Annotated in this window: 25 protein-coding genes and 1 pseudogene; 20 read left to right on the top strand and 6 right to left on the bottom strand. The window is 61.6% G+C overall.

Annotated elements, in window-relative coordinates; genetic code table 11:
- Window positions 1–111 precede the first annotated feature (111 nt).
- From L2I46_RS01895 to L2I46_RS01845, 11 genes are all read left to right on the top strand, one after another.
- Complete coding sequence (locus L2I46_RS01895) at window positions 112–1080, top strand: PDR/VanB family oxidoreductase (protein WP_101861692.1); 969 nt, start codon at window positions 112–114, stop codon at window positions 1078–1080.
- A gap of 11 nt (window positions 1081–1091) precedes the next feature.
- Window positions 1092–2375 carry an amidohydrolase family protein gene (locus L2I46_RS01890; protein ID WP_236947498.1) on the top strand — a complete coding sequence of 428 codons (1284 nt, stop codon included), beginning with the start codon at window positions 1092–1094 and terminating at the stop codon, window positions 2373–2375.
- Complete coding sequence (locus L2I46_RS01885; protein WP_016161230.1) at window positions 2365–2844, top strand: RidA family protein; 480 nt, start codon at window positions 2365–2367, stop codon at window positions 2842–2844. Before L2I46_RS01890 ends, L2I46_RS01885 begins: the two co-directional genes overlap by 11 nt.
- Complete coding sequence (locus tag L2I46_RS01880; protein WP_032453162.1) at window positions 2841–3722, top strand: creatininase family protein; 882 nt, start codon at window positions 2841–2843, stop codon at window positions 3720–3722. The genes L2I46_RS01885 and L2I46_RS01880 overlap by 4 nt, the downstream gene beginning before the upstream one ends.
- Window positions 3722–4705, top strand: a complete 984-nt coding sequence (locus tag L2I46_RS01875; protein WP_109547244.1) for an ABC transporter substrate-binding protein — start codon at window positions 3722–3724, stop codon at window positions 4703–4705. The genes L2I46_RS01880 and L2I46_RS01875 overlap by 1 nt, the downstream gene beginning before the upstream one ends.
- The gene (locus tag L2I46_RS01870) at window positions 4702–5532 is read left to right on the top strand and encodes an ABC transporter ATP-binding protein (RefSeq protein WP_023289995.1); all 831 of its coding nucleotides are present in this window, start codon (window positions 4702–4704) and stop codon (window positions 5530–5532) included. Before L2I46_RS01875 ends, L2I46_RS01870 begins: the two co-directional genes overlap by 4 nt.
- Before the next feature lies 1 nt (window position 5533).
- On the top strand, window positions 5534–6349 hold the full coding sequence (locus L2I46_RS01865; protein ID WP_023289996.1) for an ABC transporter permease: 816 nt from the start codon (window positions 5534–5536) through the stop codon (window positions 6347–6349).
- A gap of 26 nt (window positions 6350–6375) precedes the next feature.
- The gene (locus L2I46_RS01860) at window positions 6376–7797 is read left to right on the top strand and encodes an FAD-binding oxidoreductase (RefSeq protein WP_072413304.1); all 1422 of its coding nucleotides are present in this window, start codon (window positions 6376–6378) and stop codon (window positions 7795–7797) included.
- A gap of 391 nt (window positions 7798–8188) precedes the next feature.
- On the top strand, window positions 8189–8665 hold the full coding sequence (locus L2I46_RS01855; protein ID WP_048336104.1) for a hypothetical protein: 477 nt from the start codon (window positions 8189–8191) through the stop codon (window positions 8663–8665).
- A 1-nt stretch (window position 8666) separates the two neighbouring features.
- The gene (locus tag L2I46_RS01850; RefSeq protein WP_032453166.1) at window positions 8667–9098 is read left to right on the top strand and encodes a hypothetical protein; all 432 of its coding nucleotides are present in this window, start codon (window positions 8667–8669) and stop codon (window positions 9096–9098) included.
- A gap of 41 nt (window positions 9099–9139) precedes the next feature.
- The gene (locus tag L2I46_RS01845; RefSeq protein ID WP_044523654.1) at window positions 9140–9439 is read left to right on the top strand and encodes a hypothetical protein; all 300 of its coding nucleotides are present in this window, start codon (window positions 9140–9142) and stop codon (window positions 9437–9439) included.
- 90 nt (window positions 9440–9529) lie between these two features.
- On the opposite strand, the gene chrA is transcribed toward L2I46_RS01845, so the two are convergent.
- The 4 genes and pseudogenes from chrA to L2I46_RS01825 all read right to left on the bottom strand — a co-directional run bounded on the left by chrA (window position 9530) and on the right by L2I46_RS01825 (window position 12960).
- Window positions 9530–10897 carry a chromate efflux transporter gene (gene chrA, locus L2I46_RS01840; RefSeq protein WP_236947497.1) on the bottom strand — a complete coding sequence of 456 codons (1368 nt, stop codon included), beginning with the start codon at window positions 10895–10897 and terminating at the stop codon, window positions 9530–9532.
- A pseudogene (locus tag L2I46_RS01835) lies at window positions 10866–11156 on the bottom strand (chromate resistance protein ChrB domain-containing protein); the annotation flags it as partial. The gene chrA and the pseudogene L2I46_RS01835, both read right to left, overlap by 32 nt.
- Before the next feature lie 175 nt (window positions 11157–11331).
- Window positions 11332–12525, bottom strand: coding sequence for an MFS transporter (locus L2I46_RS01830; RefSeq protein ID WP_223825687.1), 1194 nt, complete (start codon window positions 12523–12525; stop codon window positions 11332–11334).
- A gap of 198 nt (window positions 12526–12723) precedes the next feature.
- The gene (locus L2I46_RS01825) at window positions 12724–12960 is read right to left on the bottom strand and encodes a tautomerase family protein (RefSeq protein ID WP_004202976.1); all 237 of its coding nucleotides are present in this window, start codon (window positions 12958–12960) and stop codon (window positions 12724–12726) included.
- A 60-nt stretch (window positions 12961–13020) separates the two neighbouring features.
- On the opposite strand from L2I46_RS01825, the gene L2I46_RS01820 reads away from it, so the two are divergent.
- On the top strand, window positions 13021–13482 hold the full coding sequence (locus L2I46_RS01820; protein WP_032453171.1) for a winged helix-turn-helix transcriptional regulator: 462 nt from the start codon (window positions 13021–13023) through the stop codon (window positions 13480–13482).
- 253 nt (window positions 13483–13735) lie between these two features.
- Window positions 13736–14953, top strand: coding sequence for an MFS transporter (locus L2I46_RS01815; RefSeq protein WP_236947495.1), 1218 nt, complete (start codon window positions 13736–13738; stop codon window positions 14951–14953).
- A gap of 60 nt (window positions 14954–15013) precedes the next feature.
- Here the strand turns inward: L2I46_RS01815 and L2I46_RS01810 are convergent, their stop codons facing one another.
- Entirely contained in the window at window positions 15014–15922 is a 909-nt protein-coding gene (locus L2I46_RS01810; RefSeq protein WP_044523663.1) for a DUF535 family protein, read from the bottom strand.
- A 289-nt stretch (window positions 15923–16211) separates the two neighbouring features.
- Between L2I46_RS01810 and L2I46_RS01805 the strand changes: the two genes are divergently transcribed.
- Window positions 16212–16352, top strand: coding sequence for a hypothetical protein (locus L2I46_RS01805; RefSeq protein ID WP_002908189.1), 141 nt, complete (start codon window positions 16212–16214; stop codon window positions 16350–16352).
- A gap of 47 nt (window positions 16353–16399) precedes the next feature.
- Here L2I46_RS01805 and L2I46_RS01800 read toward each other — a convergent pair whose 3' ends face one another.
- Window positions 16400–17290, bottom strand: coding sequence for a LysR family transcriptional regulator (locus L2I46_RS01800; RefSeq protein ID WP_023290006.1), 891 nt, complete (start codon window positions 17288–17290; stop codon window positions 16400–16402).
- 140 nt (window positions 17291–17430) lie between these two features.
- Here L2I46_RS01800 and L2I46_RS01795 point away from each other — a divergent pair, with 140 nt between their 5' ends.
- The 6 genes from L2I46_RS01795 to L2I46_RS01770 are packed head-to-tail and all read left to right on the top strand — an operon-like array spanning window position 17431 to window position 23155.
- Window positions 17431–18138: a CoA transferase subunit A gene (locus tag L2I46_RS01795; RefSeq protein ID WP_023290007.1), complete on the top strand. Its 708-nt coding sequence runs from the start codon at window positions 17431–17433 to the stop codon at window positions 18136–18138.
- Window position 18139: 1 nt separating this feature from the next.
- The gene (locus L2I46_RS01790) at window positions 18140–18796 is read left to right on the top strand and encodes a CoA transferase subunit B (protein WP_025712147.1); all 657 of its coding nucleotides are present in this window, start codon (window positions 18140–18142) and stop codon (window positions 18794–18796) included.
- Between the two features lie 9 nt (window positions 18797–18805).
- Entirely contained in the window at window positions 18806–19987 is a 1182-nt protein-coding gene (locus tag L2I46_RS01785; protein ID WP_236947494.1) for an acetyl-CoA C-acetyltransferase, read from the top strand.
- An 11-nt stretch (window positions 19988–19998) separates the two neighbouring features.
- On the top strand, window positions 19999–20922 hold the full coding sequence (locus L2I46_RS01780) for a 3-hydroxyacyl-CoA dehydrogenase family protein (RefSeq protein WP_236947493.1): 924 nt from the start codon (window positions 19999–20001) through the stop codon (window positions 20920–20922).
- A 44-nt stretch (window positions 20923–20966) separates the two neighbouring features.
- Window positions 20967–22361: a GntP family permease gene (locus L2I46_RS01775; RefSeq protein ID WP_197743183.1), complete on the top strand. Its 1395-nt coding sequence runs from the start codon at window positions 20967–20969 to the stop codon at window positions 22359–22361.
- A gap of 23 nt (window positions 22362–22384) precedes the next feature.
- The gene (locus tag L2I46_RS01770) at window positions 22385–23155 is read left to right on the top strand and encodes a 3-hydroxybutyrate dehydrogenase (protein WP_087775500.1); all 771 of its coding nucleotides are present in this window, start codon (window positions 22385–22387) and stop codon (window positions 23153–23155) included.
- Window positions 23156–23161: the final 6 nt, after the last annotated feature.

Raw genomic sequence — 23161 nt, 5'->3', positions numbered from 1 at the left:
ACGATCGTTTCATCCATTTTTGCACGCCGGACAGTCACCGCGAAGGAGCGGGTATCCCTTCGCTGCCCCTGGCCGCCCTGCAGACAGCGGATTGAGGGAGAGAAAACGGTAATGCACAGCCACGATCTTATTTCGGTCTCGGTGGGAGAAATACGCCCCAACGGCGAGGGAAATCTATCTTTAATATTGCAGGCGGCAGCCGGGGAAATATTACCGGCCTATTCCGCCGGGGCGCATATCGATATTATTATTCCCGGCGTTGGCCCGCGGCAATATTCCCTGTGCGGCATGCCTGACCGCGGTAATCATTATGAAGTTTGCGTCCGGCTGACGGACGCGTCCACCGGCGGCTCACGCTATTTGCACCAGCAGCTCAAACACGGCGATCGACTCTCCATTTCGTCGCCGCGTAACCATTTTCCCCTGCCGGAGGCCGGGCGCTACCTGCTGTTTGCCGGCGGAATCGGCATCACGCCTTTGCTGGCGATGGCCGAAGCGATTGCCGCCAGAAAAGGGGCGCTGGAGCTGCATTATTATGTCGCCAGCTCGCGCCAGACGGCTTTCACATCGCGCCTGGCCCAGCTGGCCGCGAGCGGCACGGTGGCGATCCACTGCAGCGAGGAAGGCGCGTCGTTTCGCCAGCGGATCCCCGAATGCTTAACCACGCCCCAACCTGATACCACAGTGGTGGCCTGCGGCCCGGAGGGCTTTATTCAGCGACTGCGGTCAGTCATGGAGGAATATCGCTGGTCGCCGTCGCAATTCGTATTCGAGCGCTTTACTCCCGCGGCGGAAAATAATATCGCGGCGAACAACGCATTTTATATTGAGCTGGCCTCCAGCGGGCAGCGTCTGCAGGTCGCCGCGGATCAAACCATTGCTCAGGTATTACAGCACGCCGGGGTGGAGGTGATGCTCTCCTGCGAACAGGGAATGTGCGGATCGTGTATTACCGGGGTTCTCGACGGGCTCCCCGAGCACCGGGACAGCGTGCTGACGGCGGAAGAGAAAGCCGGCAACGACCAGATCACGCTCTGCTGTTCGCGGGCGAAATCGCCGGGTCTGGTTTTGGATCTGTGAGGAGACTGACGATGACGTTCCCCTCCTCTTGCGCGCCGCTCGCCGGCATCAGCCGCGCCCGACTTCCGGCCTGGGCGCTGCCCGACGGCTGGCCGACGCAGGCCAACGATGAACCGCGGCTGGCGGACCTGGCCTTTCGCGATGGACGGATCGCCGCCGTGACGCCCTCCGTCGAGCCGGCTCCCGGCCTGTGGGACCTGGCGGGGACCCTGACGCTCCCCGGCCTGGTGGAACCCCATGCCCATCTGGACAAAACCTTTACCATTGAACGCTGCCGTCCGGCGCAGGCCGGGCTGCTGGCGGCGATCCACGCCATGCACGAGGATCGCCGACACTGGACCCGGGCGGATATTCAACGTCGGGCGTCCGCCGCGCTGGCCCGGGCGGCAGCAAATGGCGTGACCCATTTACGCAGCCATATCGACTGGTTTACCGCCGACGCGCCGGACGCCTGGCAGGAGATCGCCCGTCTCGATACCGGCGGCATCACCCTGGAACGGGTGGCGCTGGTCCCGCTGCCCCTGTTTCGCGATCCGGCGGACGCCGAGGCCATTGCCAGGACGGTCGCCAACAGCGGGGAGCGCTGCCTGCTGGGGGGCTTCATTCACTCCTCCAACTGGGACGCCGCCGCCATGGCAAACCTGCTGCGCAGCGCGGCCCGCTGGGAACTGGATCTGGATTTGCATATCGATGAGGAGCTCAGCGAGGTGTCTCAGGGGCTGACCTGGCTGGCGGATCATCTCTCCCGCCACCCATTCCCCGGGCATATCTGCTGCAGCCACGGCTGCGCGCTGGCCGCCGGCAGCGACGCGCAGGCGGCGCTGATCCTGCGCCAGCTGGCGGCGCACGGCGTCACCCTTATCGCCCTGCCGATGACCAACCTGCTGCTGCAGGATGCGACGTTCGGCCGCACGCCGCGCCAGCGGGGGATCACCCTGCTGCACGAGGCGCAGGCCGCCGGCGTGGCCACCCTGCTTGGGTGCGACAACGTGCAGGACGCTTTTTGTCCGGCGGGAAGCTACGACCCGCTGGATACCCTGGCCTGCGGCCTGTTCAGCGCCCAGCTCAGCGACCCGTTCGACCGGCAGTCTCGGCTGATCTGCGATCGCGCGGCGCTAACCGGTTCGCCGGCAGACGCGGCCCCTTTTGCCGTCGGGGCGGCGGCCAGCGTGGTGATTTTCCCGGGTAGCGACCGTTTTACCTGGCCTTTAAACAGCGCCGCCCGTCTGGTGGTTAACCACGGCAGGTTAACCCACCGGCGAGTGTGGCAGGAGGAGATGGCACATGAGTCTTGAAGCAGGCGCGGGGGCGCCGCTGGCGCGGTATGCCGCCTGGCGCAGAGCCGGCGATTTTATTTTTCTCTCCGGCATTATTCCGGTCAATCCCCTGACCGGCACCATCGTCAACGGCTTTCAGGATGTGCCTGAGCCGGTGCGGGAGCTGCTGGGGGCGACCGGGGAATTTTCAACCGATGCGAAGCAGGGGCCGATCCTCGCCCAGAGCTGGTACGTACTGGAAAGCATCCGCCGCACCGTGGCGTCCGCGGGGGGGCAGATGAGCGACGTTATCAAGCTGGTGCAGTACTTCCGCAACCTTGACCATTTTCCCTATTACAGCCGGGTCAGGAAGCTGTTTTATCCCGACCAGCCGCCCGTATCCACCGTGGTGCAGGTCAGCGAAATGCTGCCCGACGCCACGGTATTGATTGAAGTCGAAGCAACCGTCTGGTTACCCCAGCCAATTCACTCCGAGGCACCGCGATGATTAACGGTTACATTCCTGCAGCGCGCTTTCTCCCTTTTCTGAGCTGGACGGACGTGGCCGCCCTGCCGGATAAAAGCAATACGGTTATCGTCCTCCCCACCGGGGCGATCGAACAGCACGGCCCCCATCTGCCCTGCTCGGTGGACAGCGTGATCTCCTCCGGCGTGGCGGGCCATGCCCTCGCCCGGCTGCCGGCGGCGATCCCGGCCTACGCCATCCCGCCGATCGTCTACGGTAAGTCAGAGGAGCATCTGCATTTTCCCGGCACCCTGACCCTCAGCGGCGATACCCTGCTGCATACCCTGCTGGAGATCGCCGAATCCCTCTATCGGGCCGGTTTTCGCAAGCTGCTGATGATCAACGGCCACGGCGGCCAGCCGCAGATCCTGCAGATCGCCTGCCGGGAAATGCGCCTGCGCCACGGGGATTTCATCGCCATCCCGCACGACGTGTTCAACGTGCCCAACTGCGAAAAACAGTTCCTCAGCCCGCATGAACAGCGGATGGCAATGCACGCCGGGCATAGCGAAACGGCGCTAATGCTGGCGCTGGCGCCGGAGTGCGTTCATATGGAGCGGGCGGTCGCCAACTTCCCGCCGGAATTCCCCTGCCCGACCCTGTCGAAAGGCCGTCCGGCGGCGGCGTGGGCGTCCTATGACTTTGGCCCCAGCGGGGTGATTGGCGACCCAACCCCGGCGACGCGGGAGCAAGGCGAAGGGCTTCTCGACTCCCTCGCCGCCAGCTGGGCGCAGGCAATCATCGAGATCCACCGCATGGCCTGGGTCGAACGTCGCGAACCGACATGGGGCAAACAGCACTGGCACGGCTTTGTGCAGTCCCTACCACCCTCTTTCGCTGCTGAATCCAAGGAGCCCTGATGAATACCCGATCAACGCCAGTTTTTACCCTGCTGACCGTGGCCGCCCTCGCGGCCTCAGCCTCCTGCGTCGCGGCGGAGAAGTTCACGTTTCTCACCAACTGGTATGCCCAGGCGGAGCATGGCGGTTTTTACCAGGCCCAGGCCACCGGGCTGTATAAGCACGCCGGACTTGATGTCGAGATTAAAATGGGCGGCCCGCAGATCAACGTCATGCAGCTGATGGCGGCCGGCCAGGCGGACTGCACCCTTGGCGACAACGGCCAGGCGCTGGAGACCTGGCAGGCCGGAGTGCATGCGGTAACCGTCGCCACCGTGTTCCAGCACTCGCCGACGGTGTTTATCACTCATGACAAAGTGAGTAACCCGGCGGAGCTTAAAGACAAAACCTTCCTGCTCGCCACCGAGGCCTATACCTCCTTCTGGCCGTGGGCGAAGAGCGAGCTGGGTCTGGCTGGCAGCAAAGTGCGCCCCTATACCTTTAACGTCCAGCCGTTCCTCGCCGATAAAAATCTGGTGCAGCAGGGGTACGTGACCTCCGAGCCGTTCTCCGTCGCCAAAGGCGGGCAGCCGTTCTATGTCTATCCGCTCAGCGACTGGGGCTACCCGCCCTACGGCAACTCGATTATCTGTATGGCGGACACCGTCCGCAAACGTCCGGCGGCGGTGGCGGCCTTCGTCAAAGCCTCCATGGAAGGGTGGAAAAGCTACCTGCAGGATCCTGGCCCCGGCAACAGCCTGATCGGCAAAGCGAACCCGCAAATGAGCGCCGAGCAGATCGCCTTTGGCATTGCCCAGATGAAACAGTACCAGCTGGTGACCGGCGGCGACGCCATGACCGGCGGCATCGGCATCATCACCGAGCCGCGGCTGAAGAAAACCTGGGACATGCTGGTGAAAAACAACCTGATCGACGCCAGCAAGGTGCCGTTTGAGCAGACATATACCCTGGAGATGGTCAAAGACGCCGGAGTGATGCCATGAATACCGCCCCGAAACTGACCGTGATGAGCGACACCCGCTTTATACCCGCCTCCGCCACGCCGGCCATCGAAGTGCTGTCGGCGGAGAAGATCTACAGCAACGGCACCCGGGCGCTGCTGCCCGTCAATCTGACCATCAACCAGGGGGAGTTCATTACCCTGCTCGGCCCGTCCGGCTGCGGTAAGAGTACGCTGCTGAAGATGGTCGCCGGCCTGGTGGAGCCCAGCGACGGCAAGCTGATGCTGTGGCGGCGCGACAGCCGGGAAAAAGCGCAGCATCCGCTCTCGTTCGTCTTCCAGGAGGCCACCCTGATGCCCTGGAGCAGCGTGCGCAATAACGTCAGGCTACCGCTGGATCTGGCCGGCGTGCCGCGCGCGGAGGGCAACACCCGGGTGAGTGAAGTCCTTGAGCTGGTGGGGCTCGGCAAGTTCGCCGACGTCCTGCCGCGCGAACTCTCCGGCGGCATGCAAATGCGCGTCTCCATCGCCCGCGGCCTGGTCACCCGGCCAAAGCTGCTGCTGATGGATGAGCCCTTCGGCGCGCTGGATGAAATTACGCGGAACAAGCTCGACAGCGATCTGCTGCGCCTGTGGCAGGAGCAGAATCTGACGGTGGTCTTCGTCACCCACTCGATCCACGAAGCGGTGTTTCTCTCGCAGCGGGTGATCATGATGGCGGCCCGTCCCGGACGGGTGGTGGAAGATATCGCCATCCGGGAGCCGTTCCCGCGCAGCGAGGCGTTCCGCGTCAGTCCGGCATTTTCCCTGTATGCCCGTCAGCTGCAGGACAGTCTGTTGCAGGCCAGCCAGTCCGGTATGGAGCCATAATATGAAGACCACAACCTCAACGCCGTGGATCCAGCATCCGCGTTTTCTCAAAATTCTCTATCCGACCCTCGTCGCGGTGGCGGTGGTGCTCCTCTGGCAGGGCGCGGTAAGCTATTTCCGCATCCCGGCTTTTCTGGTGCCGTCGCCGCTGGTGATGCTGGACAGCCTGTGGACGCATCTCACGCCGCTGCTGCTGGCGCTGCTGTTCACCCTCAAGATCACCCTGATCTCGTTTCTGCTGTCGATTGTCATCGGCGCCGCCGTGGCGTTTATCCTGGTGCAGAACCGCTTTGTGGAGACCGCCCTGTTTCCCTACATCGTGTTTTTGCAGGTGACGCCGATAGTCGCCATCGCCCCGCTGATCATCATCTGGGTGAAGGACGCCACCCTCTCGCTGGTGGTGTGCGCCACCCTGATGGCGGTCTTCCCCATCATCTCCAATACCACCCAGGGACTGCGCAGCGTCTCCCCCGGCCTGCTGAGCTATTTCCGCCTCAATCACGCCAGCCGCTGGCAAACGCTGGTGCGGCTGCGTATCCCCTCGGCGCTGCCCTATTTCTTCGGCGCGCTGCGTATTTCCAGCGGGCTGTCGCTGATTGGCGCGGTGGTGGCGGAGTTTGTCGCCGGCACTGGCGGGACCAATACCGGGCTGGCCTATCAGATCCTGCAGGCCGGCTACCAGCTGGATATCCCGCTGATGTTTGCCGCGCTGCTGCTGATCTCTCTCGCCGGGATCGCGCTGTTCGGCGTGATGTCCTGGGTCTCGCGCCGGGCGCTCAGCGCCTGGCATGAAAGCGAAGCCGTGCAATCTCATTAATGTTTTGCTGACGAACAGGAAAAAGAATGATGACTGATGAACAGCGTCAACAAGCGGTCGCGGCGATCCAGCAGGCACTCCCGGCGCTGGAGTGGACCCTGCAGCCGGCGAAACTCAAACGGCTTTCCCGTGATTTTCACTGGTTCAGTCCGGTACTCGCCGAGCAGCTGGCGGGAAAACAGGCGGACGCGGTGGTTCGCCCGCGCGATGAAGAGGAGCTGCGCCAGCTGGTCGCTGCCTGCGCGCAGCATCAGCTGCCGCTGACCTTGCGCGGCAGCGCCACCGGCAACTATGGACAGCTGGTCCCTCTCGAAGGAGGGATGCTGGTGGATATGACCGGGCTCAACCAGATCGTCGCCCTCGGCAACGGCACGGTGAGGGCCCAGGCCGGCATTCGCCTGGCGGACATCGAAACCGCCGCCCGCCCGACGGGCTGGGAGCTGCGCTGTATGCCGTCTACCTACCGCCTGGCGAGCCTGGGCGGCCTTTACGGCGGCGGGTTCGGCGGCATCGGCTCCATCAACTATGGGCCGCTGGCGGCGCCCGGCAATGTGCTCAGCGTCAAAGTGATGACCGTCGAACCGGTCCCTCGCGTACTGACCGTCCCGGCTCCCGAAGCGCTGCTGCTGCATCATGCCTACGGCACCAACGGCATCATTCTCGAGGTTGAGCTGGCTCTGGCTCCCGTGCACCAGTGGATAGAACGCCTGGACGTGTTTGACGATTTCGCCGATGCCCTGAACTATGCCAACGCCTGCGTCCGCTCGCCGGGGCTGGTGAAGCGCCAGGTCGCGCTGCTGGCCACCCCGATCGCCGACTATTTTAGCCACCTCAACGATCGTTACCGCGCCGGACAGCATGCGGTTATCAGCCTGATCGCCGAAGAGAGCGAAGGTGTGTGCGCCAGCCTGTTACAGCGCCATCGCGGGGCCAACGCCATCCGCCAGGCCAGCGACGAGGCCCGGGCGCGCAATAGCTCGTTAATGGAATACTGCTGGAACCACACCACCCTGCATGCGCTCAAGGTGGACAATACGCTGACCTATCTGCAGACCGCGTTTGATCCGCAGCGCTATCCGCAGCAAATTTTACAGATGGAACAGCATTTCGCCGGGGAGGTGATGTCCCATATTGAATTTCTGCGCGATATCGAAGGCAACCTCACCGCCAGCGGTCTGCAGCTGGTGCGCTATACCACGCCCGAACGTCTCAACGCGATCATGCAGATATTTCGCGATAACGACGTCAAAATTAACAACCCCCACGTGCTGCAGGTTGAGGACGGCAAACAAGGGGTAATTCGCCCTGACGTGGTGGCGGTGAAACAATCTCTCGACCCCGCGGGATTGCTTAACCCCGGCAAGCTGCGCGGCTGGGCGCTGCGCGACCAGCTGGAACTGGACAGCAACCCGCTGGCGCGGGCCACCCGCGAAACTCCCGCGACCTGATCGCCCCGCTCCGCTCCGCGTGCAGGCTAACGCGGAGCGGGCCCGTCTCTCTTCCCCCTACCCGCACGGCGAGTTTTTTTACGCCACTCATTCATATGAATGAGTGGCGTCTCTGTTTCCTCCGTTATACTCATCAAAAAAGCGACGATAAATTTATTATCGCGGGTTAAATTCACGGTTCAATATTGCTCTCGAGTTAAATTGTCATTTCTGGCAGGTACTGGCAAATAGTTTATTATTCGCGATCATTAAATTATCACTTGCCCCTTGCCTATCTGAACAATAAAAAATGACCGTGAAACTTACCCGCCAGGAATTATTCCTGTGCAGTAAACACTTGTTAAAAACGTTGTCATTTATTTTTATTCAACACAGAAATAGTGAGGGTGATATGAGCGATGCCATTTCTTCGCAACTTGAAAACATCATTACGATGCTGATCGCCATTAGTATCGCCTCGGAAAGAGTGGTAGAGATTATTAAAGGATATTTTCCCTGGCTTAATCTGGAAAAGCAGGATCCAGTCATAGAAGGAAAACGCAAATCTGCCCTGCAGCTATTAGCGGTGGGGGCCGGAATTGTGACGGCGTTTTTGACGCAACCCTTCGTCGCCGGCAGTTTTTCGGCCTTTAAACACCCGGATCTGATGACATTATGTATTGGCTTGATGGCGAGCGGCGGGTCTGCGTTCTGGAACGCTATCCTTAATTATCTTTTGCAAGTGAAGAACCTGAAGAAGCAACAAGTCAACAGCGTGAAAGCGGATGCAGTAGTCGATCCTCTCCCCCCATCTCCGGTTTATCAGGACATGGTTCCTGGCGCAGAACCGGTCAGCTCAAACCCCTGTTTCAATCCGGAGGGTAAATAACATGGTATGGCGTGTCGCAAAGAGTCTGCTGATACTCAGAGATCAGATTAATCAATATGCTCCGCACCGCAATAAGGCCAGCGATGGCACCATTGGTGATGAACATCATGCCCACACAAACTCGGATCATAACCCGCAGGTGTTGGATGGAAATATTGGTGTGGTTACGGCTATCGATATTACGCACGATCCCGCTCAGGGGTGTGATGCTCAGGCGATTGTCAATGCACTGGTCGACAGCAAAGACAAACGAATTAAATACATTATCTGGAACAAACATATTATTAGCGCTTCTGTCCAGCCATGGGTATGGCGCGATTACCATGGCGCCAGCCCGCACGATAAGCATTTCCACTTATCCGTAGTGCCGGTGAAAGCGCTGTACGATTACACCTTACCGTGGCTTTTCTTTAAGCCACAAACCTGGAAGTAAAAATGAGTTAATCCTCTTTCTCCTGTTACTACGAGGCTAACATGACACAACAAACTGATATTGAGAAAATAAAAGCGGCACTCAACGCCATCGAAGAACTCGAACAGATTGCCCGTTCAACGCAGCCAGCCGATGTAAAGAATTTTTGCGTGGAATATAACAAAACATGGAAAAAGAAAGTGGATGCCGCGCTGACGCTGCTTGACGGATCTACAGGCTCACTGCTTGTTAAGTTCGTTCCGTACTTACCCATGCTGCTAATGATTATTAAGATGCTTAAAGAAGGAGTTGAACAATATTGTCAATTGCATCTCGCGGTGGAGCCTCCCGTAGATAAATAAGTGCTCCCCATCCGGCCAGGGCCTGCACAGGCACTGGCCTCCTTCCCCACTCCCCCATCTATCCAGGTCTATCTCAGCCCGACGCCGACCTTATCCTGCGCCGGACAGTCCCGCCATATGGACGATAAGGCCCGCCGCGGCGGCGGCGGCCAGTACCCAGGTCAGCTTCCACTTATAGCGAAACAGCAGCCCGGCGGCGGCGAGAGCAATGGCCGCAGACCATGGGTCGAAACCGGATGGCCCCCAGACGCTATGCCAGATAAAAAACAGCGCCAGATTCAGGATAACGCCCACCACCGCGGCGGTAATGGCGGTCAACGGCGCGGTAAATCCCACTTTATTATGCGTGGTTTCAATAAACGGACCGCCGGCGAGAATAAAGATAAACGAGGGCAAAAAGGTAAACCATGTCACCAGGCACGCCGCCGCGATGCCCCCCAGCAGCGCATCATCGACGCCCAATACCGCTTTGGTGTAGCCGCCGACAAACCCGACAAAGGTCACCACCATGATCAACGGCCCGGGGGTGGATTCCCCAAGGGCGAGGCCGTCCATCATCTGCCCTGCGGTCAGCCAGCCATAGTGGGTTACCGCCCCCTGGTAAACGTAAGGTAAGACGGCATACGCCCCGCCAAAGGTCATCAGGGCGGCTTTGGTAAAGAACCCGCTCATCTGGGTCAGCGGATGCGCCCAGCCCAGCATTAGCGCCAGGGCGGCCATCGGCACCAGCCACAGCAGCATCCCGGCGATCAGTACCTGGGCGGTACGCCGCCAGCTGAAAATGGCATGGGCCGGGATCGGCGTCGCATCATCAATGATGGCGGCCCCGCCGGGGTGACTCTGCGCACGGTGGGCGTCCGCTTTGCCGAATGTCGCCGGCGCCATCCGTCCGCCGATAAACCCGACGATCGCCGCGGTCAGGACGATCAGCGGAAAAGGAACGTTCAGCGCAAAAATAGCGACAAAGGCAGCGGCGGCGATGGCCCAGTAGGCGCCATTTTTCAGCGCCCGCGAGCCGATGCGGTGCGCCGCCTGCAGCACGATAGCCGCCACGGCGGGTTTGATGCCATAAAAAATCCCCGCCACCACCGCGACATCCCCCCAGACGAGGTAGATCCACGCCAGCGCGATGAGTAATACCAGCGAGGGCAAAATAAACAGCACCCCGGCGATAACGCCTCCCCAGGTTTTATGCATCAGCCAGCCGATATAGGTCGCCAGCTGCTGCGCCTCCGGGCCGGGCAGGACCATACAAAAGTTGAGCGCGTGCAGGAATCGTCCTTCCGAGATCCAGCGGCGGTTATCCACCAGCTCCTGGTGCATCATGGCGATCTGCCCGGCAGGCCCGCCGAAGCTGATAAAGCCGAGCTTCAGCCAGAAGCGAAAGGCCTGCCAGAAGGAGACGTAGGCGACGACGGAAGGACTGTCACTCTGCGGAAGAACCACCGTTTTGCTCATGATTGCCAGACCTCATTTCACAGGATCTCAGTAGGCCGTCGAACAGCGAGCAGGCTGCCGCCAGCAGTTGGTGATCGTCCGTAATGGTTTCCCGCAGCCCTGCAAGAATGCTTTCTCCCCCCGCCGCCTCCGGGGTCGGTTCCCCACCGACGTCCAGGAAGTGGATAAGCCGCCCCAGGGTATCGGGGATCGCGGCCTCCAGAGCACAGCGTCGGGCCAGAACGTCGAAGGTCACCCGCGTGCCGACGTGCTCTTCAGGGTTCAGCGGCTTGAGACATCGTCAGGTTGAGGGTCAGGAGATGCATTCTCATGCAGTAGACATTACTACAGCATGTCGCGTATGTGACGTTTTCCCACGCGCTGGCTTTGATAAAGTTTGGCAACGCATTTGCGAAAAGCGCAAAAAGACGGCCCGCGCAGCGGCAGACCTGGCGCTAAGCGCGGGGTGGCGATAAAGGGCGCAGCAGCAGGGTGAACAGCGCCAGCCCCACCGGCACCAGGGAGCCCCACAGCACCGCGTTCCAGCCGAAGGCGTTGAGCAGAACGCCGGACGAAAACGAACCCACGATCATCACGCCGAAGACCAGAAAATCGTTGAGCGACTGCACCTGGGTCTTCTCTTCCGGGCGGTGGAAATCGATGATTTTCGCCGAGGCGCCGGTGAAGCCAAAGTTCCAGCCGATGCCGAGCAAAATCAGCGACAGCCAGTAATGATATACCCCGACGCCGCTGAGACCGACCGCCACCGACGCGCCGGTGATCAGCAATCCCGCCGCCGCCATGCGCACGGCGCCGAAGCGCTGGATCAACCGGCCGGTGACAAATCCCGGGCCGTACATCGCCATCACATGCCACTGGATCCCGAGGTTGGCGGCCTGCTGGGAAAGACCGTGCATATGCATGGAGAGCGGCGCGGCGGTCATCAGAAAATTCATCACCATATAGGCCACCGCCCCGCTGAACACCGTGGTGGCGAAGCCCGGCTGGCGGATAATCTCGCGCAGCGGCCGCCCTCCGCGCACGCTGGCCGCCGCGGGCTCTGCCGACGTCACGCCGGCCAGCAGAATGGCGGCGAGCGCCGCCACCAGCGCCTGAGCGAGAAAGGTGAAGGCGAAGGTATGGGTCGGCCAGAGGTGCATGGTGCCGGTGACCAGCATCGGGCCAATGATCCCGGCGGCCACGCCGCCGCCCATCACCAGCGACAGCGCGCGGGCGCGACGTTCCGGAGCGACGCCGTCGGTGGCGGCAAAGCGAAAACTGAGCGCCACCGCGGCATAGGCGCCGCCGAGCATCGCGGCGAAGCAAAACAGCAGAAAAGAGCCCAGCACCACCGCCAGAGCGGCCGCCAGACCGGTGACCACCCCGGCGCCGGTACCGGCCATAAACGCGGCTTTGCGGCCCCGCTTTCGCGCCAGCGCGCCGAAAGGCAAAATCGAGGCCGCCATCCCCAGCACAAACAGGGTGATCGGCAGCGTGGCCAGCGACGGGCTGGGGGCGAGGGTATTGCCGACGATAGCGCCGGTGGCGTAGAACACCACCGAGTTGGCGCCGGCCAGCGCCTGAGCGGCGGCCAGGCGGATGATATTTTTGTTCTGCGCCGCCAGCGGCAGCATCTGTTCTGTAGACATCCGTTGTTTTCACCGGTGTGAGAGTGGCGCCAGGCTGGCCGTCTGGCATCGCGCCCTGTTTGTTGGGTTCCCTGACCGTTACCTTAGCCGCAAAATACGCTTTTGCACCATAGCGAATAGCAATATTACCCGGCGATCTGACTCCTCTTCTGCGCCAGATCGCCGGGCCGGGCTTCGCAGCCCGGTTTATTCAGGGGATCAGTCGCGCCGCGCCGCGGCGAATTTAGCCGCAATCATCGCGGCCGTCGGCTGGACGCCCCCCAGGCTCCACTGTTCCGGGTCATGTTCATCAATGCGGATCCATACCGACTGGCGGAACTGCGGATCGCCCTGCCCCTCAATCTCCACCAGCAGATCGGTCATCCGCCGCAGCAGCTCACTTTTCTGTTCCGCGGTCATGATCCCTTTAATGGTTTGCACGTTAACAAATGGCACGCTATGCTCCTTAGCATCTAAGTCTATATTTCAAACTCAGAGTAGAAGGTCAATCTCGCGATGTCAAAAAATAAATCACTGCCCTACCTCGATCCGGAGCTGTGCGGCCTGGCGGAAGGAGCCAAAATACTCGGCGACCGCTGGGTGCTGCTGATCCTCCGCGAGGCGTTTTACGGTGTGACGCGCTTTGAAACGATGCAGACGCATACCCATATCACCCGCCAGACGCTCACCACCCGGTTGAAAACAATGACCGAAATGGGATTGCTCCGCAAAGTCCCCTACCGGGAAGCGGGGGCTCGCGAGCGCTATGAATATGTTCTCACCGATAAAAGCCGTAGCCTGGCGCTGGTGCTGTTCGCCCTGATGGAATGGGGCCACCAGCAGGTGCTGCACAGCGCGCCGCATATTGCGCTGGTGGATAGCGTCAGCGGCGAGGCCGTCCATCCGAGGTTCGTCACCGCCAGCGGCAGCGTGGCGAATCCCGCCGCGCTGCAGATCGTTAAAGCAGACGAACGCTGATAGCCCCGCGGCGCAGGCTGCGGCGCGGTTGCCCCGTTACAGAACTTTCGTAGACCTCTGGCGGAAGCCGCGACGAGCAGGTATGTTGCATTGCCACGTTACCCGAAGACAGCGGGACATTTTGCTTTCATCGAACTGTGCGATAAAGGATGACGCTCTCTGCCGGGTCCGATCCCGGCCATTATCCGTGGCGCACGCCATGACCGCCCTGGTCCGCCGCTGATCCGCGGATCGCTCATGCTAAAGGTAGAAAATGTCGCTTCGTTCACTGCGGGCTTTATGTTTGACCAGCTTCTTTATCGCCGACGTTCGCGACGGCCTTGGGCCGTTTCTGGGGATCTTTCTCACCCAGCGTCACTGGCAGGCGGAGGATATCGGCCTGTTGATGACCATCGGCGGCGTTGCTGGCCTGCTGGCGACCCTGCCCGCCGGCTTCATCACCGACACCTCGCGGCATAAGCGCGTGCTGCTGGCCGTGGTCTGCCTGGTGATAACCCTGACCACTCTGCTGCTCTGGTTCAGTCAGAAGACCAGCGTGGTGGCCCTTTCGCAAGTCGCCACCGGGATCTGCGCGGCCTTTGTCGGACCGTTAATCGCCGGGATCACCCTTGGGCTGACCCGACAGCGCGGTTTTAGCGCCCAGATGGGCAAAAACGAAGCCTTCAACCACGCGGGTAATTTCTTCACTGCGCTGATAGCGGGAGCCATCGCCTGGTACTGGGGCATCGGCGGCATTTTCATTCTGATGGCCGGTACCACCCTGTTCACCCTCATCGCCCTGCTGGCGATCCGCGGCAGCGATATCGACGATGACGCCGCCCGCGGCCTCGAGTCGGCCGTCCCGCCCTCTCTGCCTGGGTTTGCCATCCTGTTCCGCCATACGCCGTTGCTGATCGCCGGCGTGACCCTGATGCTGTTCCATCTCGCCAACGCCGCGCTGTTGCCGATGCTGAGCATGCGGATCGCCGCCGCGCCGGGACACCTCAATCCGGGGCTGTTTGCCGCCGCCACGGTGATTATTTCGCAGGTGGTGATGATCCCGGTAGCCATTCGGGTCGCCGGCAGCATCGACAAATATGGTTACTGGCGATGCATTCTGCTGGCGCTGCTGATCATGCCCATCCGCGCGGCGCTGGCGGCCTCCAGCGACGCCCCGGCGATGATGGTCCCGGTGCAAATTCTTGATGGTCTGGCGGCAGGGATTTTGGGGGTGGCGGTGCCCAGCTTTATCGTCTCGCTGCTGCGCGGCAGCGGGCACGTCAACGCCGGACAGAGCGTGGTGATGCTGATGCAGGGGGCCGGGGCGGCAATGAGTCCGGCGTTAACCGGCGCTATCGCCGGACGCTACTCCTTTGCCACCGCCTTCGGGGTGCTGAGCGTTATCGCGCTAGTCGCGCTGATGGTGTGGTGGCGCAGCGCCCCGCTGCTCGCCGCCTCCGCGTCGCCGCCGGTCGGCGAAAGCGGCCAGTAAAGAGAGGATATCGTCAGGCGGACAACAACCCCCTGCTGTCCGCCTGACGTATAAGAGGCGTTAATTCACCCGCGAACGCAAGGTGATTTGCCGCAGGGCGTTGGCCATATCGAGCTGAATCAGCTCTTTAATGCCTTCGCGCTTAATAAACTGGCTGCGGTGTTTACTTTTCACCTCTTCAATACTTTTTTTGATCTCTTGCGCCGGCAGTTTATACCAGCCGCGAGCCTGTTTCTCACCGCCCATTTCCAGCCACAGCGATGAGTAACTGGCTTTCACCAGATCGCTTTTCACGTGGTAATCGGAATCGATCGCGTAGACCGTGGTGATGTTGAAATAGCCTAAGAAACCATACAGCACGCTCATGATGATATTTTTCGGCCGCGCGCCATGCAGCTCTTTGGTCAGCGCCTTCACCTCTTCATTGGTGATATCTTTCCCGCCCTGAATACCGCCGATATAGGCGCGGCCATCGTCGGTACAGGAAAAACAGACGCTATAGACGCGACGGTCGCCGAGAAACAGCTGCAGCATCAGTTCACCCTCCTCCTGAAACGGCGACGCCAGCAGCTTAACGTCAAGCTTATCGCCATTTTTCAAAGGAATAGCAAACATCGCCCGGCCAAAATCCGCCACGTTATAGAGCTGCGGCAGCACATCCGGCTGAAATGTTTTCTCGATAAAATTCAGCGAACCGTGGGCAATATCCAGCTTGCGCCGTTTTGACATCCGTTTATTAAGATAGGCCTTAAAGGGTTTATCCTCGAAAGGCACCAGCCCCTGGGTTACGGCGGTCAACCGCGCGCACTGATATTTGGCGCAAAGTCCTTGATATTCTCTGTACTTACCTCCTGCGAGCGAGAGCTCTCTGCATTTTCGTAAAATTTTTTTATAGTTTATTTTGACCTGACCGATCACTTTATTATGTTTACGCCATTCTTTGATGGCGCCTGCAACAGTATGTCCCATTGATTAAGATCCATAGATTCATCCATAATCGCGGCCATATTAACATAAAAGATATTCGTCAACGCTTAATTACACCTTCGTTGTCCTTTCATTTAATATTGCGGCAGGAAATTGTTCTGCCGACGATAATTAAAATTAACGCCATCCTGTCAACGGTTAATTATGGTAGGTGATGCCCGCCGCCCAGCGACTTAACGCTCTGTGCGTTCGGCGCGAAGCGCGGGTACATCCGCGGGCGGTTTTACCCTATACTTGACGCTGATCCAAAACCAGCAACGATAGGTAACTTATGGAAATTGATCTCGACAACCTGGTCTTCAGCGGCCTGGATGAAGCGGAAGAGCGCAACGCGGAGCGTCTGGAAGAAGCGGACAAAAAAGCCCAGGCGATCGTTGCCGATGACGATTGCGGCGACGCCTGCAAAATCTGATTATCAAACCGGCCCGCGGGCCGGTTTTTTTTTGCCTCCCGCCCGCCTCAGCTGGGTAAAAACCCTTTCAGCGTATCCAGCAGCGCCTGCGCCGCCTTCGACAGCGGCAGATGTCCGGCATAAATCGCCCCAACGCACTTTTCAATCGGCGGATCGCTAAGCGGAATGCACACCGCCCCCAGCGAGGCCATCTGCGTTTTGCATAGCGCTGGCACCGCGCTGCCCCCCAGCCCGCTGGCCACCATTCTCCCCACCGTCACCAGCTGGTGGCTCTCCAGGGCCACGTCCAGCTGACGCCCGCTGCGCGCCAGCGCCTCCTCCAGCATCAGGCGCACCGCCGAAGGGCGCTGGAGGGTAATAAAGTCGAGGGTTAACAGCTCCTGCCAGGTGAGCTTTTTTTTCTTCGCCAGCGGCGATTGCCGGGGAACGATCGCCACGAAGCGGTCCACCGCCAGCGGGGTAAACAGCAGGTTGTGGCTGGGCGATGGCTCGAAAGCGATACCCATTTCCACCCGCCCCTCGCGCACCATCTCGATCACTTGCTCATTTATCACGTCATGCACCGTGACGTTCACCCCGGCATAGCGGTCGCGGAAGGCTTTCAGCGCCTCCGGCAGAACGTTGGCGGCGAACGACGGCATCGCGGCGACCGAGATTTTGCCCCGCTGCAGGGTAAAGCTCTGACGCATCGCCTCCTCGACGTTATCCCAGTCGGCCAGCAGCTGACGGGCCATCGGCAGAAAGAGTTCCCCCTCCTGGGTGAGGGTCACTTTGCGGGTGCTGCGCTGCAGCAGCGCGCCCCCCAGCGCCTCCTCCAATCCTTTGATGGTCAGGCTGAGAGCTGGCTGCGACAGATTCAGCCTTTCGCTGGCGTGGGCGAAATTGAGAGTGTGAGCTACCGCTAAAAACGCGCGTAACTGTTTGACACTCATTCTCATTTTTCATCCTGTTAACTAATTGAAAGAAATTAGTTAACAGGAAATTAATAAAATTTCCAAATGAGTGGGTCACAAATTCAAAATTATCAAATCAGTCGCCAGCGCCAATGATAAGGCTATCGCAAGGCAGGAGAGACAAGATGGCAGGACTGGATAAACGCGTCGCCAGCTACGAAGCGGCGCTGGAAGGGTTAACGGACGGCATGACGCTGCTCGCCGGCGGCTTCGGCCTGTGCGGTATACCCGAGAATTTGATCGCCGAGGTGAAGCGCCGCCAGGTGCAGGGGTTGACGGTGGTTTCCAACAACTGCGGCGTCGACGGCTTCGGTCTCGGCATGCTGCTGGAATCGCGCCAGGTCAGCAAAGTGGTGGCCTCTTACGTCGGGGAAAACGCGCTTTTTGAACAGCTGGTGCTGAGCGGCGAGCTGGCGGTAGAGCTCACCCCGCAGGGAACGCTGGCGGAAAAAATCCGCGCCGGCGGCGCCGGGATCCCCGGCTTTTACACCGCTACCGGCTACGGCACCCCGGTCGCCGAAGGCAAAGAGGTGCGCCAGTTCGACGGTAAAAATTACATTCTCGAACAGGCCATTCGCGGCGATTTCGCCCTCGTGAAGGGCTGGAAAGCTGACTGGTACGGCAACGTGGTTTACCGCCACACCGCGCAGAATTTCAACCCGCTGATGGCCACCGCCGGGCGCATTACGGTGGTGGAGGTGGAAGAGATCGTGCCGCCGGGCGAACTGCCGCCCTCCGCCATTCACACCCCGGGGATCTATGTCGACCGGCTGATCGTCGGGCAATTCGAAAAACGTATTGAACAGCGCACCCTGCGCGCCGGAGGGCACTGAGATGCTAACCCGTGAACAAATGGCGATGCGCGTCGCCCAGGAGCTGCGCGACGGCGACTACGTCAACCTCGGGATCGGTATCCCGACGCTGGTGGCCAACTATATCCCCGCCGGTATTGAAGTGATGCTCCAGTCGGAGAACGGCCTGCTGGGGATGGGCGAATTTCCCGATGAGGAAACCATCGACGCCGACATGATTAACGCCGGCAAACAGACCGTCACCGCGCAAACCGGGGCGGCGATCTTCGATTCCGCCCAGTCGTTCGCCATGATCCGCGGCGGCCACGTCGATCTTACGGTTCTTGGCGCCTTTGAGGTCGACGTCGCGGGGAATATCGCCTCGTGGATGATCCCCGGGAAAATGGTTAAGGGGATGGGCGGCGCCATGGACCTGGTGGCCGGCGCGCAGAACATCATCGTGGTGATGACCCACGCCTCAAAGAACGGCGAATCCAAACTGCTGCCGCAGTGCACCCTGCCGCTCACCGGCGTGGGCTGCATTCGCCGGGTGCTCACCGACCTGGCCCTGCTGGACATTGTCGACGGGGCGTTTGTCCTGCGCGAAGTGGCTCCGGGGGTCAGCCCCGACGAGGTGAGGCGTAAAACGGCGGGACGGCTGATCGTCGCCGACGACGTGCGCGAAATGCGCTTCAGCTAAGGAGAGACCATGACCGATATTGCCATTGTTGCTGCACTACGCACCCCGGTCGGCAGCTTTCGCGGCGCCTTCGCCCCGCTTTCCGCCGTCGACCTCGGCGCGACGGTGGTGCGCAGCCTGCTTGAACGCTGCCAGCTGCCCGCCGCGGCGGTCGATGAACTGATTTTCGGCCAGGTGCTCACCGCCGGCTGCGGGCAGAACCCGGCGCGCCAGACCGCGCTGCGGGCCGGCCTGCCGGTGGACACCCCGGCGGTCACCGTCAATCTGGTGTGCGGCTCCGGGTTGAAAGCGGTTCAGCAGGCGGTGCAGGCGATCCGCTGCGGCGACGCCGGGATCGTTATCGCCGGCGGCCAGGAGAGCATGAGCAATGCTCCCTATCTGATGCACGGCGCCCGCGACGGCCTGCGTTTCGGCCACGCCAGCCTGCAGGACAGCATGATCCAGGACGGCCTGTGGGACGCCTTTAACGACTACCACATGGGCATCACCGCCGAGAACCTCGCCGATGCCTTCGATATCAGCCGCGAGCGCCAGGACGCCTTCGCCGCCAGCTCCCAGCGCAAAGCGGCGGCCGCTATCGCCGCCGGACGCTTTCGCGAGGAGATCGTCCCGGTCAGCGTTCCGCAGGGCAAAAAGCCGCCGCGTGTCGTGACCGATGATGAACAACCGCGCCCGGAGACCAGCGAGCAGCAGCTGGCCCAGCTGCGCCCGGCGTTTCGCCCGGCTGACGGCAGCGTCACCGCCGGGAATGCCTCATCCCTGAACGACGGCGCCGCGGCGGTCCTGCTGATGAGCGTCGATAAAGCCCGCGAGCTTGGGCTGCCGGTGCTGGCGCGCATCGTCAGCGCGGCGGTCGCCGGGGTCGACCCGTCGGTGATGGGCATCGGCCCGGTGAGCGCCTGCCGCCAGGCGCTGCAGCGCGCCGGCTGGACGCTGGACGAAGTGGATCTTATCGAAGCCAACGAGGCCTTTGCCGTCCAGGCGCTGGCCGTCGGTCAGCTGCTCGAATGGGACAGCGAGAAAGTCAACGTCAACGGCGGCGCCATCGCCCTGGGCCATCCCATCGGCGCCTCCGGCTGCCGGATCCTCGTCAGCCTGGTGCATGAGATGCAGCGCCGGGGCGCCGGTAAAGGGCTGGCCACCCTGTGCGTCGGCGGCGGCCAGGGCATCGCCATGACCCTTCAACGTTAACAGGAGCCACTATGTTTACACCACGTCTGGCGGTACTCGGCGCGGGACTGATGGGCGTCGGCATTGCCTGCCATTTCGCCCGTCACGGTCACGCCGTCCGCCTGTATGACACCGATCCGCAACGTCTTGCCGAGGTGCCCACGGTGGCCGGGGCGATCCTGCGCGAGCTGGAGGCGAGCGGTCAGCAGGATCCCGCCGACCGCGACGCCGTGCTGAGCCGTTTAATCCCCACCCTGGCGCTGCAGGCGCTGGCCGACGCCACGCTGCTGATTGAAGCGATCCCCGAACGGCTGGCGCTGAAGCACGCCCTGTATGCCGAACTGGAAACGCTGATCGCCGACGAGGCGATTATCGCCAGCAACACCAGCGGCCTGCCGCCGGATCGGCTGGCGCAGGGCATGCGCCTTCCGGAACGCCTGCTGATCGCCCATTTCTGGCATCCGCCGCACCTGATCCCGCTGGTGGAAGTGGTGCCCGGGAGCGCCACGCTGCCCCATCTGGCGCGCCAGGTAAGCGACTTTTGCGCCGGCTGCGCGTTGGAAGCGGTGGTGCTCAACCGCGCCGCGCCGGGCTTTGTCGGCAACCGACTGCAGTTCGCCCTGCTGCGCGAAGCGCTGCACATCGTCCACAGCGGCATCGCTTCCCCGGAGGTGGTGGACCAGGTGATGCGCGCCTCGCTGGGCCGTCGCTATGCGATGGTCGGCCCGCTGGAGGCGGCGGACATGACCGGCCTGGCGACAGTCCAGGATATCTGCCAGCACCTGCTGCCGGAGCTGGCCAGCGGTACGGAGATGATGTCGCTGGTGGCGGAGAAAGTGGCGCAAGGCGACACCGGCACCCGCAGCGGGCAAGGCTTTTACCGCTGGGACGAGGCGCGGCGCCAGCGCATCCAGTCGCGCCGGGAACACCAGCTGCGCTTCGCCCTGAAACCCTAGTATCGCGTTCTGTACCCCTACAATAACAATGAGAGTGAGACGTCGTGATGAGTGTGATAATAGCCCTGGCCGCGCTGGCGTTACTGATGCTGGCAGCCTACCGTGGATACAGCGTGATCCTCTTTGCGCCGATCGCCGCCCTCGGCGCGGTGCTGCTCACCGACCCGGGCGCGGTCGGCCCGGCCTTTACCGGCCTGTTTATGGAAAAAATGGTTGGCTTTGTGAAGCTCTATTTCCCGGTGTTTCTGCTGGGCGCCGTGTTCGGCAAGCTGATTGAGCTGTCGGGATTCTCACGGTCGATTGTCGCCGCCGCCATCCGCATCCTCGGCCGCCGCCACGCGATCCCGGTGATCGTGCTGGTGTGCGCGCTGCTGACCTACGGCGGGGTGTCGCTGTTTGTGGTGGCCTTTGCCGTTTACCCTTTCGCCGCCGAGCTGTTTCGCCAGAGCGGGATCCCCAAGCGGCTGATCCCCGCCACCGTCGCCCTCGGCGCGTTCTCGTTTACCATGGACGCCCTGCCCGGCACGCCGCAGATCCAGAATATTATTCCCACCAGCTTCTTCGGCACCAACGCCTGGGCGGCCCCGTGGCTGGGGCTTATCGGCTCGCTGTTCATTATCCTCTTCGGTTTGCTGTGGCTGGAGCGCCAGCGCCGCAAAGCGCAGGCCAGTGGCGAAGGCTATGGGACCGATCTGCAAAATGAGCCGGAGACCCCGGATGACATCGACCTGCCGCATCCGCTGATCGCAATCGCCCCGCTGCTGCTGGTGGGGGTGCTGAATCTGCTGTTTACCCACTGGATCCCGCAATGGTACGGCGCCAGCCATGAGCTCACCCTGCCGGGTCTGGCGAAGCCTGTCGTCACCGAGGTGGGGAAAATCACCGCCATCTGGGCGGTGCAGGCGGCGCTGCTTTCCGGCATTGTGCTGGTGCTGGTCTGCGGCTATCGCAATATTCGCGGCCGGCTCGCGGAGGGGAGCCGAACGGCGGTGGGCGGGGCGATTCTCGCGGCGATGAACACCGCCTCTGAGTACGGATTCGGCGCAGTTATCGCCGCCCTGCCGGGTTTCCTGGTGCTGTCGAAAGCCCTCGCGGCCATTCCCAATCCGCTGTTAAACGAGGCGATCAGCGTCACGGTGCTGGCCGGGATCACCGGCTCGGCCTCCGGGGGAATGAGCATCGCCCTGGCGGCGATGTCCGAAACCTTTGTCGCCGCCGCCCACGCCGCCAATATTCCGCTGGAGGTCCTGCACCGCGTCGCCGCCATGGCCAGCGGCGGCATGGACACCCTGCCGCATAACGGGGCGGTGATCACCCTGCTGGCGATCACCGGCCTGAGCCATCGCCAGGCCTACGGCGGCATTTTCGCCATCACGGTGATCAAAAGCCTCGCGGTGCTGTTTGTCATTGCCACGTTCTATGTGACCGGCATTGTCTGAGACCAGATTGAAGGAGTAATAAAATGAATTTAGACGGTAAAACGGCGCTGGTCACCGGCTCCACCAGCGGCATCGGCTTAGGGATCGCCAAAGTGCTGGCGCAGGCGGGCGCCCAGCTGGTGCTCAATGGCTTCGGCGACAGCAGCCACGCCCGGGCTGAAGTCGCCGCGCTGGGCAAGATCCCCGGCTATCACGACGCCGACCTGCGCGACGTCGGGCAGATCGAGGCGATGATGCGCTATGCCGAAAGCACCTTCGGCGGCGTCGATATCGTGATCAATAACGCCGGTATCCAGCACGTCGCCCCGGTGGAGCAGTTCCCGGTGGACAAATGGAACGACATCATCGCGATCAATCTCTCCAGCGTCTTCCACACCACCCGCCTGGCGCTGCCAGGCATGCGCCAGCGCAACTGGGGGCGCATCATCAACATTGCCTCAGTGCATGGCCTGGTGGCGTCGAAAGAGAAATCGGCCTACGTCGCCGCCAAGCACGCGGTGGTCGGCCTGACCAAAACCGTGGCCCTGGAAACCGCGCGCAGCGGCATCACCTGCAACGCCATCTGCCCCGGCTGGGTGCTGACCCCGCTGGTGCAGCAGCAGATCGATAAGCGCATCGCCGAAGGGGTCGACCCGCAGCAGGCCAGCGCGCAGCTGCTGGCGGAAAAACAGCCCTCCGGGGAGTTTGTCACCCCGCAGCAGCTGGGCGAAATGGCGCTGTTTCTGTGCAGCGACGCCGCCGCCCAGGTGCGCGGCGCGGCGTGGAACATGGACGGCGGCTGGGTGGCGCAGTAAACCGCA

Source organism: Klebsiella sp. 2019SCSN059 (assembly GCF_021739525.1).
Taxonomy (GTDB): Bacteria; Pseudomonadota; Gammaproteobacteria; order Enterobacterales; family Enterobacteriaceae; genus Klebsiella; species Klebsiella quasipneumoniae.
Note: the sequence above shows the minus strand (reverse complement) of the source record. Positions and strands in the feature narration are given on the sequence as shown.

What these genes read in the sequence shown, in the direction of transcription:
- L2I46_RS01790 (WP_025712147.1), top strand. Translation starts at nt 18,140, where the DNA reads ATGCTAACCCGTGAACAAATGGCGATGCGCGTCGCCCAGGAGCTGCGC.
- L2I46_RS01860 (WP_072413304.1), top strand. Translation starts at nt 6,376, where the DNA reads ATGATGACTGATGAACAGCGTCAACAAGCGGTCGCGGCGATCCAGCAG.
- L2I46_RS01830 (WP_223825687.1), bottom strand. Translation starts at nt 12,525, where the DNA reads ATGTCTACAGAACAGATGCTGCCGCTGGCGGCGCAGAACAAAAATATC.
- L2I46_RS01820 (WP_032453171.1), top strand. Translation starts at nt 13,021, where the DNA reads ATGTCAAAAAATAAATCACTGCCCTACCTCGATCCGGAGCTGTGCGGC.
- L2I46_RS01865 (WP_023289996.1), top strand. Translation starts at nt 5,534, where the DNA reads ATGAAGACCACAACCTCAACGCCGTGGATCCAGCATCCGCGTTTTCTC.
- L2I46_RS01815 (WP_236947495.1), top strand. Translation starts at nt 13,736, where the DNA reads ATGTCGCTTCGTTCACTGCGGGCTTTATGTTTGACCAGCTTCTTTATC.
- L2I46_RS01810 (WP_044523663.1), bottom strand. Translation starts at nt 15,922, where the DNA reads ATGGGACATACTGTTGCAGGCGCCATCAAAGAATGGCGTAAACATAAT.
- L2I46_RS01795 (WP_023290007.1), top strand. Translation starts at nt 17,431, where the DNA reads ATGGCAGGACTGGATAAACGCGTCGCCAGCTACGAAGCGGCGCTGGAA.
- chrA (WP_236947497.1), bottom strand. Translation starts at nt 10,897, where the DNA reads ATGAGCAAAACGGTGGTTCTTCCGCAGAGTGACAGTCCTTCCGTCGTC.
- L2I46_RS01880 (WP_032453162.1), top strand. Translation starts at nt 2,841, where the DNA reads ATGATTAACGGTTACATTCCTGCAGCGCGCTTTCTCCCTTTTCTGAGC.
- L2I46_RS01845 (WP_044523654.1), top strand. Translation starts at nt 9,140, where the DNA reads ATGACACAACAAACTGATATTGAGAAAATAAAAGCGGCACTCAACGCC.
- L2I46_RS01895 (WP_101861692.1), top strand. Translation starts at nt 112, where the DNA reads ATGCACAGCCACGATCTTATTTCGGTCTCGGTGGGAGAAATACGCCCC.
- L2I46_RS01870 (WP_023289995.1), top strand. Translation starts at nt 4,702, where the DNA reads ATGAATACCGCCCCGAAACTGACCGTGATGAGCGACACCCGCTTTATA.
- L2I46_RS01885 (WP_016161230.1), top strand. Translation starts at nt 2,365, where the DNA reads ATGAGTCTTGAAGCAGGCGCGGGGGCGCCGCTGGCGCGGTATGCCGCC.
- L2I46_RS01800 (WP_023290006.1), bottom strand. Translation starts at nt 17,290, where the DNA reads ATGAGAATGAGTGTCAAACAGTTACGCGCGTTTTTAGCGGTAGCTCAC.
- L2I46_RS01850 (WP_032453166.1), top strand. Translation starts at nt 8,667, where the DNA reads ATGGTATGGCGTGTCGCAAAGAGTCTGCTGATACTCAGAGATCAGATT.
- L2I46_RS01805 (WP_002908189.1), top strand. Translation starts at nt 16,212, where the DNA reads ATGGAAATTGATCTCGACAACCTGGTCTTCAGCGGCCTGGATGAAGCG.
- L2I46_RS01890 (WP_236947498.1), top strand. Translation starts at nt 1,092, where the DNA reads ATGACGTTCCCCTCCTCTTGCGCGCCGCTCGCCGGCATCAGCCGCGCC.
- L2I46_RS01855 (WP_048336104.1), top strand. Translation starts at nt 8,189, where the DNA reads ATGAGCGATGCCATTTCTTCGCAACTTGAAAACATCATTACGATGCTG.
- L2I46_RS01875 (WP_109547244.1), top strand. Translation starts at nt 3,722, where the DNA reads ATGAATACCCGATCAACGCCAGTTTTTACCCTGCTGACCGTGGCCGCC.
- L2I46_RS01785 (WP_236947494.1), top strand. Translation starts at nt 18,806, where the DNA reads ATGACCGATATTGCCATTGTTGCTGCACTACGCACCCCGGTCGGCAGC.
- L2I46_RS01780 (WP_236947493.1), top strand. Translation starts at nt 19,999, where the DNA reads ATGTTTACACCACGTCTGGCGGTACTCGGCGCGGGACTGATGGGCGTC.
- L2I46_RS01770 (WP_087775500.1), top strand. Translation starts at nt 22,385, where the DNA reads ATGAATTTAGACGGTAAAACGGCGCTGGTCACCGGCTCCACCAGCGGC.